Below are 13520 nucleotides of genomic sequence, written 5' to 3'. Positions count from 1 at the left end.
ATAAAAAAACAGAGTTTTCACTCTGCTTGTATTAAATAATCAACTTGTTTAAATATTTGATAAGCATCAAAATATTTATTTTCTAATGGAATCCAAATATTTTTGAATCTTTCTAACATCATCATACCATTACGTTTTAATATTCGTTGTTGCTGCAAATCATCCGTGATATTTAACCCAATTGAAAAATCATAATATTTTCCAAAGTATGGATGAAGACTATATGTTCCTTCAATAATATTAATCTTATTACATTCAATGGGGGTAATTAGCTCATCTAAAGCCATCTTAGAGCAATCAAATCGTTGATAATATACTGTTTCTTTTTTTAGTAAGGGATCAACGACCACCTCTTTAAAACGTTCATAATCAACATTACCACCCGGTTTCGATAACCGCTCTTCAGTTCTTTGAAAAGGACGTAAGAAAAAGTCGTCCATCTTAAATAAATTTGCAGAAAAGATTGTTTGCAGCAAATTACCAAGAAAAGATTTACCAGCACCACATTTACCATCAATGGCAATAATTAGATGTTCATTAGTAGTTATTAATTGATTAATTTTGACAATCAAATCAAAATAATTAAAATAACGCCAATCAACTACTCGATAATGCGGCTGATATAATTGGCGATATTGATTTGAATGACTAATAGGCGGAAAATTCAGCTTTTCATAAGCTGTTAATTCTTGAGTAAATAATTGACTATCATAATCAATTTCCTTTATTTCCATTGCCTGTTTTACTAATGATAGTTTTTCGATAAAAGCGGTTAGATTCCCAGATTTTTGTTTAGATGAAACCACAAAAATTTGATTCAATGCCTTTAGCTGAAATTCATTTAATTTAGTTAAATTAACACGAATTAAATTATCGCCAATCTTTTCAGTACTTAAAAAAGATGACTTTTCATCTAAACTATCACATTCATCTCTTAATCTTTGAAAACTATTTTCAAAGGAATCAATCATGTGCCCGCCACCAAATTCATTCTGGTAGATTAGTTTGATAATATCTTGGGGCTCCATATCCGGATAACGCCCTAGGTGCTCATTAACTAGCGCTAGAATATCCATAATTAGTAATCAGCCGAGCTTTTTGCAAAGCTAAAACAATCGCTGGAATCAAAATTAATTGTAAAATAATTCCGGGAATTGCTGTCGTAAAAGCACCAGTAATAAACATTGCCAGTGCAAAACTTTGCCCTGATAATCCATATAAAACTAGACTAACTAATCCCCATATAATACGACCACCAAGCATAGCTACAACTAAACTAAGATAGATACTACTTAGTTTTTTAGTTAAGTGATTATATAAAAATCCAGAAATAAATCCATAAGCAGCTAATTCAAACGCCATAGCAATTGCCGTTGGAAACATTGGTGGCATTGAAAATAGGGCACTTCTTAAAAGTGGGACAATAAAACCAACAACCAATCCTAATGGACCGCCACAAATAAATCCACATAAAATAACTGGGATATGCATTGGAAGCAACATGCTACCAATACTTGGAATTTGCATCGTTAAAAATGGCATGATTAATCCTAAAGCCAGAAAAAACGCTGCTAAAACTATTTCTTTTACTGATATCTTTTTCATCTTCTACCTCCTTGTAAAACATGAAAAAAGCCATAAAAATATCTGCATTTCCAGATTAACCTTCATGGCATAACGTTACCTTCATGATAACTGATTATCGCTTAAATCATGCACTTAAATTTTAATGATATTTATTTTAGATGTCAAGTGACATACTCCCACCACTTATGTTTCAATTAAAAAGCAAACAGATAGATAAGCTATCTGTTTGCTTTAAATTATTTACTTAAATCTTCTCCATTACTATCAATTACTTTTTTATACCAATAGAATGAATCTTTAGGTCTTCTTGATAAATCTCCAGTACCATCATCATGCTTGTCAACATAGATAAAGCCATAACGTTTACGCATTTCACCAGTACCTGCTGATACTAAGTCAATACATCCCCAAGTTGTATAAGCGATTAAATCAACGCCGTTATCAATTGCCTTAGACATAGCTTCAATATGAGGAATGAAATAATCAATTCGATAATCATCATGAATTGAACCATCTTCTTCAACTTTATCATATGCTCCAAGACCATTTTCCACAACCATCAATGGAATACGATAACGATCATAGATTTTTTCTAGTGAATATTGAAGTCCAGTAGGATCTAAAGCCCAACCCCAATCAGAATAAGTTAAATATGGATTACGGATACCAGCAGCATAGTTACCACCAACCGTATCTTTTTCTTCATGAGTTGTTGCGTTATTAGTCATGTAATATGAATATGTAAACATATCCACTTTACCTTCTTTTAAATCTACTAAATCTTGTTCAGTAATGTCTAGATCTGTCACATTATGTTCTTTCCAGATTCTTTTGGCAAATGGTGGATATTTACCAAAGCATTGAACATCTCCACAATACCAGAAATTTTCCTCCATAGTTTGTTGGGCTAATAAAACATCTTTAGGATCACAAGTATGTGGATAAGTGATTGAACCTGCCAACATACATCCAATTTTATTTTCAGGATCAATTTCATGTCCTAATTTAACGGCTTTGGCACTAGCTACAAATTGATAGTGTAAATGTGTTAATCGTTTTTTATAATCTTCATCATTAATACCGTCACCAAACATATTTAAGACATTTAAGGTATTATTGATTTCATTAAATGTTAACCAGTATTTAACTAACCCCTTGTATTCAGTAAAGATTGTTTTACAATATTTGACAAATAAATCAATGTAGATTCGATCTTGCCAATCACCATATTTTTCAACCAAATAAATTGGGGTATCAAAATGATGGATAGTAACTAATGGTTCAATATTATACTTTCTAAGTTCTTTAAAAACATCACGATAAAACTCAATCCCTGCTTGATTAGGGGTATCTTCGATTCCCTTTGGATAAATTCGTGACCAGGAAATAGACATTCTAAACATCTTAAATCCCATTTGGGCAAATAATTTAATATCTTCTTTATAATGGTGATAGAAATCTGTTCCTTCATGATTTGGATATAGATATCCTTCTAAACAGGCATAATGATCGCCACCTTCAGGTAAAGCATCATCAAATGGTACTTGTCTGGTTGCGTGTTCTTTTCCTTCTTTATCGATCCAAGTAACTTTTCTTGGTTCTTTGACACTACCTCCAGTAGTAAAATCTGTTAAAGCTGGTCCACGACCGCCTTCATTCCAACCTCCTTCATATTGGTTAGCAGCTGTTGCGCCACCCCAAAAAAATCCTTTTGGAAAACTCATTTTGTATTACTCCTTTCATTCTATTATCATTAGTTAATTATAACACTAATTTCCCCTCATATCTTTAAGTTATTTGGTCTTTTTAGTTAATTTACACAAATATTAGTTATACTTTATATATTCTTGTTACTTTTAATGCCACTTAATTATTAAAAAAGCTTAACCAGATTTCTAAATATCATTACCTATCGAAGTCTTTTTAATTTTGTTTCATGATTTAAATCACCTTGTTTTATTATCTATTCATAATCTCTTAATCGTTCTACAATCGAACGATTTCCGGTAAGTTTTTTATAAGATATTGGCGGTGCGATCATACATATCAACATAACTAAAATAATAGCACTGATTAAAGGAATTATCGGGACTTTAAAGGAAACTGCCATATAATTCAGCGACTGAAAACAAATATAAGTAATAATAGTGCCAATCGTCAATGTAATAAATACTGAGAAACTCGCATATAAAACACCTTCTCGAATCAAAAGACGATATATTTGATTACTAGTCATCCCAATACTTTCCATAACCGAAAATGTTAATTTTCGATTATGGATGCCACTTGAAATTGTATTTAGATAATTTAAAATTCCAACTAGTAGTAACAACAAAGCAATGATCGTACCTATTTCCATCATATTCCCCTGGGATTCTTGAATAGTTTTCATATCCTGATAATGTGATTCAACATGTAAATCATTACTGTATGGGCTATTATCTACCAGCGATGTAATCTTTTGTTCTAGCTTTTTATCATACTCTTGATCATAGTTAATATAGATGTCTAATATGGTTGGCTTAGGCGTCAAACTTTTTAAATAGTTTTGACTTACGATCAACGAAGGACCGATATCTCTTCCAGCATACTGTGTTTGATAAGACAAGGCTCCAATCATAATTTCATACTGATTTTCTTGAAAAGTGAACGGAACTTTCTGATTCAAATATTCTGTCGGGATTTCAAAACCTTCAAACTGTACAATGCCAATCTTTCCATCAAGAAAATCTTGTTTATCAACAGGAGTATTTAATGATTGATTTACATAATCAAATTGAGCTTCGTCAATACCGATTAACATACCATAATAGTTTGCTGGATCAGCTTGATAATTGGAAATAACTTCATTGACAGATAAATATGGTGATTTTTCAATATAATTAGTTATCCACATATTAGAAAACCCATCAGACACATACGGAAAACTAACAGGTACTCCTGTGGCAATATGAAAGTCTTTAACCCCATCCATTTTTTCTATTTCTGCCACAAAAGAATCATCTATCGCCATCTCAAGAGAATTAATATCCTCAGTAGTCTGTGTCTGATTTTGAACAACGAAATCAGCATTCCAATAGTTAGGCAAGACCGTTCTTTCACCTTGAGTGCTTATAATCGTTGTAAGACAATAAAAGACTGATAAGCTTGTTGCCAGTGATAACAGTACAACAACTGTTTTCTTTTTATCTTTCTTAAGCTGTTCAAAAGCCATTTTCCAAAAAAAGGCCCCTTTTTTCCTTTTATAGCCTTTTTGATTAGATAGGCATTCTCGGTATTTTGTTGCCTCTACTGGTGTAACCTTTGTAGCAATTTGAATTGGCTTTTTCACTCCAAAAAAAATGGCGAAAACTGTCACAACAATACTGATGAATAAAATCACCGGATTAAATGGCAAAGTCATATTACCAGTTGCAATACCTAGTACTTCAAGAATATATGGAACTAATTTCATACACACCAGAATTCCCGTCAGGTTTCCAATCAATATTCCTAATATTCCTATAAATAGCATTTGCTTTGCAATGAAATAACCTAGCTGTTGTTTAGTCATTCCTAAGGATTGCAATAATCCATAATACCGTATCTTTCCAGAAACAGATAGATATAAAATATTATAAATTAAAAGATAGGCGCTTAAACAAATAACCAGGGCTAACCCACATATACCAAGCAACAGCTTAAAAGAATTTTCGATATAAGCTGTCGGAACAAAAATTTGTCGGTCTGAAAAATTCAGAGAATTTTCTATCGATTTGATTGTAGCTGGTAAAACGTAATTATGCTTTAATTTTATACAAAGGATTCCATCACTGCCTAAATCATATCCTGTTTCATCATAAAAAGCCTCAGACACAAAGCCAACAGATGTATCCCCATAGCCATCCCATATCCCACTGATAACAAACTCTTCTGTATCAATACCATTGTTATTTTCATAAGTTAAAACCAGACTGTCTCCCACAGATAGATTTTCATTACCACAGGCTTTAAGTATATCTTTGGTAACCATCAGTTCATTTTTAGCTTGGGGATACTGACCAGTTAATTTCGTTCTAGCTGGTGCCATCAAAGAATTCCAGAATACTTCATCACACCACAACAGACCGATTTCAACAGTATCATCAAATTCAGAGCTTTTAATAAATCCTGCATAGGATTCGATACCAACACTTTGGATATCCTTATTTTTTCGTAAAGTATCCAGCTGTTTAGCTGTAAAACCGTTCAAAGTTGTAATATCATATTCACTGCCATTTAATCGGGTATTTTGCAAGCGACTGGAATCTAAATAAGCTAGACCGATTGTAAATACACAAAAAAGCATAAACGCTGATAAAACTATGGTAAAGAATAAAATCCCATACTGCTTCTTATTTGATCTAACACTGTTTTTTGCCAACTTATTGATAATGGCTTTATTATTATTAGCTAACATGGAAATCACTTCCTTTTGCTATTTTGCCATCTTCAATCATAACGATTCGATCAGCCATTTGGGCAATATCAATATCATGTGTTATAACAATCAATGTTTGCTGATATTGTCGACTCAATACTTTCAATAATCCGATCACATCATGACTGGTAGCCGTATCTAGATTTCCAGTTGGCTCGTCGGCAAGAATAATCGCCGGTTTTGTAGCTAAAGCTCGAATAATTGCAACTCGCTGCTGTTCACCTCCTGATAACATTGCTGGAAGCATTTCCTGTTTATTGGCGATATTTAATTTTTCCAGCAGTTCCTGAATAAATTCTTCATCAACCTGTACGCCATCTAACTCTAACGGAAAAATGATATTATCATAGACATTCAAATCCGGAATTAAATTATACTGTTGAAAAATAAATCCAACTTTTCTCCTTCTAAAAAGAGCCAGCTGTTTGGAATTTAATGTTGCTAGATTTATTCCATCAACAATAACCGTTCCACTGCTAGGATTGTCTAATCCCCCAATCATATGCAAGAGGGTACTTTTTCCACTGCCAGATTTTCCCATGATAGAAACAAATTCTCGTCGGGCTACTTCAAAGTTCACCCCATCTAAAGCTTTTACGATCTGATTCCCTGTTTTATAATATTTTTTTAGATCTTGCGTTTTGACAATTATATCTTTCATCATCAACTACCTCCTATGATTACATAATAAAATAGAATAATCACAGACCAGTCACAAACAGAAAAAATCACAAAACTGTGATTTTTCTAATTCCAATTTGGCAGATAGATCATAAAAATACTTCCTTGCCCAACTTGTGACTTTACTTCGATATACCCATTTTGTAGCGTGATAATTTCTCGAGCTAAATACAGACCAATCCCGATACCATCTATATCATGGACCTCAGGTTCACGATAAAATCGTGTAAAAATAGCACCTTGGCGTTTTGGAGCAATACCTTTTCCAGTATCCTCAATACTGATTTTAGTAAAAAAAGGTTGTACTTTGACATCAATTTTAATCATACCACCTTCTTTAGTATACTTTACAGCATTATCAAGAAGATTAAAAATAGCCTCACTTGTCCACTTTGAATCATGTAAACATTGAATACTTTCATCACAATTAACAACTATCTTAATCTGTTTTTGATCCGCTTTATAAATAATTTGATTTAATGCTAGCGTCAAAGTTTTGATAATTAAATTAGGCTGTTTAATTATTTTTATCGTACCAGTCTCTAAACGAGACATTTTAATCATACTTTGAATTAAGAATTCTAATTTATTTATTTGAGTTTCAATTTGTTTTATCCAGTTTTGTTGCTTAGCTGGATCATTTTCTTTTTTCAATAATTCGAAATATAATTTAATATTAGCCATTGGGGTTTTAGTTTGATGTGAGATATTAGATATTAATTGTTCTAATTGTTCTCTTTCGTCTTGAATTTCCTGTTGTGAATGCTGATAAATATTTGATAATCGTTTTAATTTAAAAGCAATCTTTGACCATAGATCATCATTATCCGCTGTTTCATTTATCGTTTTAGCAGCAATCAAATCATCCAAACACTTCTCTAATTGATTCGAAAACTGTCTGATGTCTTGCTTTAAATGAAAATACTTAATCAATACTATTATTAAACTTATTAATAAACTAATAATAATGATCAATAACACTATTTCCATACATATCCCATCCCATAAACATTAATAATATAAGTATGTTTTTCATCCTCAATTTTCTTTCTTAAACGATTAATATTAACGGCTAAAGCATGTTTATCAAACAATTGAATTCCCTCTTGCCATAATGATTCTAGAAATAATGAATAAGTTAATAACTGACCCTGATTTTCAATCAGTATTTTTAAAATTCGATATTCAGTCGGAGTGATCGAACAGACTTGATTATTGACTAATATTTTTCCTAAATCAAAATCTATCATTAAATAATCATCTTGATAAATATTTTTATTAGGTTTTTGGTATGCAAAAATGGCTGCAATTTTCTTTAATAAGATATTTATCGAAAATGGCTTAGTAACATAATCATCGCCACCATATTCATAGCCATTTAAAACATCACTTTCTAAATCACAAGCCGATAAAAACAAGACAAAAGTTGGTCGATGTTCTTTTACCCACTTACAAAATTGATAGCCACTTTCATCTGGCAAATTTACATCTAAAATAATCAGATCTAAATTCTGTTGGGTAACAATTTGATAACCCTCCTGGCAAGTAAATGCCCCTATTGTTTGATAACCTTCGTTTTTTAAAGCATAACGGATCCCCTGATTTAATTTTTGGTCATCTTCTAAAACTAAAATCTTCTTCATGATCTCACCCCACTAATAACTTCTTTAATTATAGCAAAAAAATATGGTAACTTTCACCTAAGTTACCATATAGTTTATAACAATTTATTCTTTCAACCAATCTTTACAAACATCGATCCATTCAAGCGCTTTGGCAGTTTGGTATAATTCATCTGGTGTTAATTTGATGGCACTATTAGAGCTGCCAGCTGCAGGATATACGATTTCAAAACGTTTTAAGGAAATATCAAGATAAACAGGAATATTATCATTGATTGCAAATGGACAAACACCACCTGGTTGATGACCAATAATACTTTCTACCTGATCAAAAGGAACCATTTTAGCTTTTTGATGAAATTGTTGTTTGTATTTTTTATTATCGATTTTAGCATCTCCAGCCATAACAATCAAAATAGGATTTTCTTTTAATAAAAAAGACATGGTTTTAGCAATATGTTCTTCCTTACAGCCTAGTGCTTGAGCCGCTAAACTTACGGTTGCACTAGATTCCTCTAATACAATTATGCGATCTTCCATATTGATTTCTTCAAAATATTGTTTAACTTTCTCAATTGACATCTTACTTCTCCTTTATTAATTGATTAAAAAACGATACATCATTGACATATCGTTTCGATCTTTATCTTTTTTTCGGTTTGATCATCATGAATAGTGGTACTCCTAGTAACACACCACCACCAATAATATTTCCAGCTGTAGCAATTAACATATGTAATGGTAACATAGTCCAGCTATAACTGCTTCCTAAAGCAGTAATTCCTAAAGTAAAATATCCCATATTAGCGATACTATGTTCGAATCCTGGTAAAACGAAAGCCATAACAACTAACATCATAATTAATGTCTTAGCAGTATCATCTTGCATCTTCATTCCAACATAAGCACCAACACAGACAATAAAATTACATAGAACCCCTTTAATAAATAACTGAATAATCGTAAATGTTAATTTATTATCCATTGTCATTCTAATATATTCTTTAAATAATTCTTGATTGCTGCCACTTTTAACAAACAAGAAACAAATTAAAGCAATTCCAATAAAATTACCAATATAACAAATAATCCACATAGGAATAATCTGGCGAAATTTTAATTTTTTGCCATAAACTGGAATCATGGTCGTAAAACAGTTACCTGTAAAAAGCTCTGAACCTAAAATAACAATAATTACTAGACCGATTCCAAATGATGCGGCAACGGCAATTTTTGAAGCAATAGCATGATTTTTAAATAACAACGTCCCTAACGTTGATGATAAAATTGTAGCTAAACCTAAATATAATCCAGCAACTACCGATCTTGCGAAAAAACGTCCTGGTTCATCGCGGCACATCTCAAATTTTTTGATTCCCAAATCCGATAACATTTCAAAACTCATAAAGAACCCTCCAAATTGGTTTTATTATAAACTATAAATTTTATAAGTTCAACAAAATCTAAAACGTTTTGACATCGTTGTAATAATTCTTTAATTAATTTCATTTACAAAAAATGAAAAAGTAAATGAAATTTATATAAGAGTGCTAGAATCTATAATAAATTATGGGGGTTTAAGATGTTTAAAAGGGGAAGTTATTTATATTATGCCTTAGGAAATGGGATGTTCTATTTTTCATGGGCTATGTTTTCATGTATTATCTCAGTTTATTTAGCAGGTATTGATTGTTCGGCTACTGAAATTTCATTGATTACTTCAGCTGCCGCCTTATTTGCCATGGCTACTCAGCCAATTACTGGCTTTCTAGCGGATAAATTTCGCAGCCCTAAAAAAGTAGCGATGATTACCGGGGTTTTAACAATTATTTTTGGCTTAATGTTTGCCTATACCCGTTCTTTTATTTTCTTATTTTTGTTCAACGGCTTTACTCAAGGATGTTTAAATGGAATTACCGCGTTAACTGATCGTTTAGCCACCGCAGCACCTTATCCATTTGGAACAATCAGAGTCTGGGGATCAATTCTTTATGCAATTGCAGCTCAAGTTAGTGGAATTGTCTATGATTATGTAGCGCCGGTTGCTAATTTCTATATTTTTGCTGCTGGATTAGTTATCATGATTTTTTCATTATATATGATGAATGATGCTAAACCTATTGTTGTTAATAAAGTTCAAAAAGTTACTACTAAGGAAGTCATTACTCATTTATGGAAGAATAAATCTTTTAAGATTTTTTTATTAATTTTCATCTTATTTCAAGGACCTAGTTCTGCTCAGCAAGTTTATCTGCCTCTAGTTATTCGTGGATTAGGCGGTACTACTACTATTGTCGGAACGACCTTATTATTGAGTACTTTATCTGAAATACCAGCTGTTTTATTTTCTGATCGCTATATGAAAGTAATTTCATATAAAAAATTAATGATTTTTGCCTGTGTATTATCAATCATTCGCTTTGTCTGGTATTCTTCATGTCCTAACCCTTATTTGATTATGTCGGTCTTTTTCTTTCAAGGCTTAACAACAATTGTCTTTACTTTAGTGGCGGTTAGAATTGTCCTTGATTTAGTAGAAGAACAATATGTCAACAGTGCCTATGGAATTTCTTCAATGTTGGCCAAAGGATTTTCCGCTTTGATATTCCAATTTGTCGGTGGGCGCATTTTAGACCTTTTCCCGGGAAATAATGGTTATACTATCATGTATCTAGTTTTTACGACTTCAATCGTATTAGCTTTGATCCTATGTTTTAAATTCAAATTCAAAAAAAGAGACTTACGTTATAAATAATCAGAATTCTCATCTGATTATTTTTTTCTTTGCTTGTCTATCCCTATTTATCAGTGTAAAATATAGGCAATGGAGGCGATATAATGAAAGATGGATATATCCGTGTGGCGGCGGGTTCATTTGATACCACGATTGCTAATGTAACTAACAATAGTAATAACATTAAGCAATTAATTGGTCAAGCTTATCAAAATCAAGCCAAAATCTTAGTCTTACCTGAGTTATGCTTAACCGGCTATACTTGTGAAGACTTATTTAATCAAGAAAGATTACTAAACGAAGCAAAAAATCAATTGCAACAAATTGTCAAATATACTGAAAATAAAGATATCGTAGTAATTGTTGGTCTACCATATCAACATCTTAATTGTCTTTATAATGTTGCTGCTGTAATCCATCAGGGAAAACTACTAGCGATGGTACCAAAAACTCATATTCCTAATTACCAGGAATTTTATGAAGCTAGACGCTTTGAACCAGCGCCAAAAAAGAATCTTATAATTGATTTTTTTGGCAATCAAGTCCCTTTTGGAACTAAATATATTTTTGCATCAACTACAAATGAAAATTTCAGATTTGGAATCGAAATTTGTGAAGATTTATGGTTACCAGATTCACCAAGCATAAATCTAGCTTTAAATGGTGCTAATATTATTTTAAACCCTTCCGCTAGTAACGAAATAACAACTAAAAGCGATTATCGACGTTCCTTAGTTACGATTCAATCAGCTAAACTAGTTTGTGGTTATGTCTATTGCAATGCTGGCGATGGCGAAAGTACTACTGATGTCGTATTTAGTGGCCATCATTTGATTTGTGAAAATGGAACTATTATCAATGAAAGTCATGGTTTTGAAAGTGAATTAATTTATGGTGATTTAGACTTAAAGAAATTAGCTAGTGAACGAAGAAAAATGACTACATACAAAACTCGTCATGATTATGAGATGATTTATTTCGAGTCAACTGATATCGATTTAGATACTACATATTATTATGACCCCCATCCATTTGTTCCAAGCAATCATAGTTTACGAGCTAAACGTTGTAAAGAGGTCTTTGATATTCAAACTCGAGCTTTAATGCAGCGATTAAAAGCTACCGGTATTAAAAAAGTAGTCATCGGTATTTCTGGTGGTCTAGATTCGACATTAGCCTTATTAGTATGTACTATGGCTTTTCAAAAACTTAATTACGATTCAAAAGATATTATTGCCATAACTATGCCTTGTTTTGGAACAACATCTAGAACTAAAAATAATGCTTTAGGTTTAATGGATGAATTGAATGTAACTAGTTTAGAAATTGATATTACTAAATCTGTAAGAGTCCAATTTGCCGATATCGATCAAGATGAAAACAATCATGATGTCACTTATGAAAATGTTCAAGCCAGAACTAGAACTGAAATTCTAATGAACAAAGCTAATCAAGTTGGTGGCTTAGTTATTGGAACTGGTGATTTATCCGAAGTTGCATTAGGCTGGTCCACTTATAATGGTGATCATATGTCAATGTATGCTGTTAATGTTTCGGTACCAAAAACATTGGTTCGCTATCTGGTTGATTATGTTGCTAGTCTATACAAAGGGCAAAAAATCGAAACTATTTTAAAGGATGTTTTAGATACACCAGTTTCACCAGAACTTTTACCACAAGAAAATGATCAAATCGTTCAAAAAACCGAAGATATCGTTGGTCCTTATGAACTACATGATTTCTTCATTTATCATATGGTTCGTTTTGGTGATGAACCACGAAAATTATTTAGAAAAACTAAAATTGCTTTTAAAGATAAATATGATGATGAAACTATCAAGAAATGGTTAACTAAATTTTATTGGCGTTTCTTTACTCAACAATTTAAACGTAGCTGTATTCCTGACGGTCCTAAAGTAGGTACTGTTTCTCTTTCACCTCGTGGTGACTGGCGGATGCCTAGCGATAGTGATGTTCGTGACTGGATTCGTGAAATTGAAAAGATTTAAATTTTCACTAGTTGACAGTTGCTAACTGGAGCAGTATAATATTATTACAAACTAATTTAGCGGAGAACCCGCACTAGAAAGTCAACAGACTTTCTTTTTTTATTTCAATATCTATTTGTTTCATTTTTTGAAACAAAAGTCCGCACTAGATTGCGGACTTTAGCGTGTTTGTTACTTATTTGTTACTTATTTAGTACATTTTATTGTAGTTTACTGGTTTGAAAATAAAAAATCCTAGAGCGTCAAACCCTAGGATTTTTCAATATATTTATTATTAATGTAATATTGTTTGTGGTTTTTATCTTCAATAACACTAATAAACTTGCCGTCCAATATCAACCAATATTTCTGGTCTACTGATAGTTTCTTAGCATCTATTGTTTCTGCGTGTTCCTTTAATTTAATAATCATAATAGACACCCATCTGA

Annotated in this window: 11 protein-coding genes; 2 read left to right on the top strand and 9 right to left on the bottom strand. The window is 32.0% G+C overall.

Annotated elements, in window-relative coordinates:
- Nucleotides 1-17: 17 nt before the first annotated feature.
- The 9 genes from Q0K54_RS10400 to Q0K54_RS10360 all read right to left on the bottom strand — a co-directional run bounded on the left by Q0K54_RS10400 (nt 18) and on the right by Q0K54_RS10360 (nt 9754).
- Entirely contained in the window at nt 18-1076 is a 1059-nt protein-coding gene (locus Q0K54_RS10400; protein WP_294581014.1) for a hypothetical protein, read from the bottom strand.
- Entirely contained in the window at nt 1054-1605 is a 552-nt protein-coding gene (locus Q0K54_RS10395; protein WP_294581012.1) for an ECF transporter S component, read from the bottom strand. Before Q0K54_RS10395 ends, Q0K54_RS10400 begins: the two co-directional genes overlap by 23 nt.
- A gap of 218 nt (nt 1606-1823) precedes the next feature.
- On the bottom strand, nt 1824-3311 hold the full coding sequence (locus tag Q0K54_RS10390) for a family 1 glycosylhydrolase (protein WP_294581009.1): 1488 nt from the start codon (nt 3309-3311) through the stop codon (nt 1824-1826).
- A 239-nt stretch (nt 3312-3550) separates the two neighbouring features.
- Complete coding sequence (locus Q0K54_RS10385) at nt 3551-6025, bottom strand: ABC transporter permease (protein ID WP_294581008.1); 2475 nt, start codon at nt 6023-6025, stop codon at nt 3551-3553.
- Nucleotides 6015-6707, bottom strand: coding sequence for an ABC transporter ATP-binding protein (locus Q0K54_RS10380; RefSeq protein WP_294581006.1), 693 nt, complete (start codon nt 6705-6707; stop codon nt 6015-6017). Before Q0K54_RS10380 ends, Q0K54_RS10385 begins: the two co-directional genes overlap by 11 nt.
- Nucleotides 6708-6793: 86 nt before the next feature.
- Nucleotides 6794-7717, bottom strand: coding sequence for a sensor histidine kinase KdpD (locus Q0K54_RS10375; protein WP_294581003.1), 924 nt, complete (start codon nt 7715-7717; stop codon nt 6794-6796).
- Nucleotides 7708-8370, bottom strand: coding sequence for a response regulator transcription factor (locus Q0K54_RS10370; RefSeq protein ID WP_294581000.1), 663 nt, complete (start codon nt 8368-8370; stop codon nt 7708-7710). The genes Q0K54_RS10375 and Q0K54_RS10370 overlap by 10 nt, the downstream gene beginning before the upstream one ends.
- Before the next feature lie 84 nt (nt 8371-8454).
- Nucleotides 8455-8931, bottom strand: a complete 477-nt coding sequence (locus Q0K54_RS10365) for a YbaK/EbsC family protein (RefSeq protein WP_294580997.1) — start codon at nt 8929-8931, stop codon at nt 8455-8457.
- A 61-nt stretch (nt 8932-8992) separates the two neighbouring features.
- A complete protein-coding gene (locus Q0K54_RS10360) occupies nt 8993-9754 on the bottom strand; it encodes a formate/nitrite transporter family protein (RefSeq protein ID WP_294580994.1) in 762 nt (253 codons plus the stop codon).
- Between the two features lie 177 nt (nt 9755-9931).
- On the opposite strand from Q0K54_RS10360, the gene Q0K54_RS10355 reads away from it, so the two are divergent.
- Both Q0K54_RS10355 and Q0K54_RS10350 read left to right on the top strand, forming a co-directional pair.
- The gene (locus Q0K54_RS10355; protein WP_294580991.1) at nt 9932-11104 is read left to right on the top strand and encodes an MFS transporter; all 1173 of its coding nucleotides are present in this window, start codon (nt 9932-9934) and stop codon (nt 11102-11104) included.
- An 83-nt stretch (nt 11105-11187) separates the two neighbouring features.
- Entirely contained in the window at nt 11188-13092 is a 1905-nt protein-coding gene (locus tag Q0K54_RS10350) for an NAD(+) synthase (RefSeq protein WP_294580989.1), read from the top strand.
- Nucleotides 13093-13520 lie beyond the last annotated feature (428 nt).

The sequence above is a fragment of the uncultured Thomasclavelia sp. genome, assembly GCF_944324745.1.
GTDB lineage: Bacteria > Bacillota_I > Bacilli_A > Erysipelotrichales > Coprobacillaceae > Thomasclavelia.
This window is presented reverse-complemented; position numbering and strand designations above follow the sequence as displayed.

Bases quoted from the DNA above. Each gene is read 5' to 3' on its own strand.
- Q0K54_RS10350 (WP_294580989.1), top strand. From the start codon at position 11,188: ATGAAAGATGGATATATCCGTGTGGCGGCGGGTTCATTTGATACCACG.
- Q0K54_RS10400 (WP_294581014.1), bottom strand. From the start codon at position 1,076: ATGGATATTCTAGCGCTAGTTAATGAGCACCTAGGGCGTTATCCGGAT.
- Q0K54_RS10380 (WP_294581006.1), bottom strand. From the start codon at position 6,707: ATGAAAGATATAATTGTCAAAACGCAAGATCTAAAAAAATATTATAAA.
- Q0K54_RS10365 (WP_294580997.1), bottom strand. From the start codon at position 8,931: ATGTCAATTGAGAAAGTTAAACAATATTTTGAAGAAATCAATATGGAA.
- Q0K54_RS10375 (WP_294581003.1), bottom strand. From the start codon at position 7,717: ATGGAAATAGTGTTATTGATCATTATTATTAGTTTATTAATAAGTTTA.
- Q0K54_RS10360 (WP_294580994.1), bottom strand. From the start codon at position 9,754: ATGAGTTTTGAAATGTTATCGGATTTGGGAATCAAAAAATTTGAGATG.
- Q0K54_RS10370 (WP_294581000.1), bottom strand. From the start codon at position 8,370: ATGAAGAAGATTTTAGTTTTAGAAGATGACCAAAAATTAAATCAGGGG.
- Q0K54_RS10355 (WP_294580991.1), top strand. From the start codon at position 9,932: ATGTTTAAAAGGGGAAGTTATTTATATTATGCCTTAGGAAATGGGATG.
- Q0K54_RS10385 (WP_294581008.1), bottom strand. From the start codon at position 6,025: ATGTTAGCTAATAATAATAAAGCCATTATCAATAAGTTGGCAAAAAAC.
- Q0K54_RS10395 (WP_294581012.1), bottom strand. From the start codon at position 1,605: ATGAAAAAGATATCAGTAAAAGAAATAGTTTTAGCAGCGTTTTTTCTG.
- Q0K54_RS10390 (WP_294581009.1), bottom strand. From the start codon at position 3,311: ATGAGTTTTCCAAAAGGATTTTTTTGGGGTGGCGCAACAGCTGCTAAC.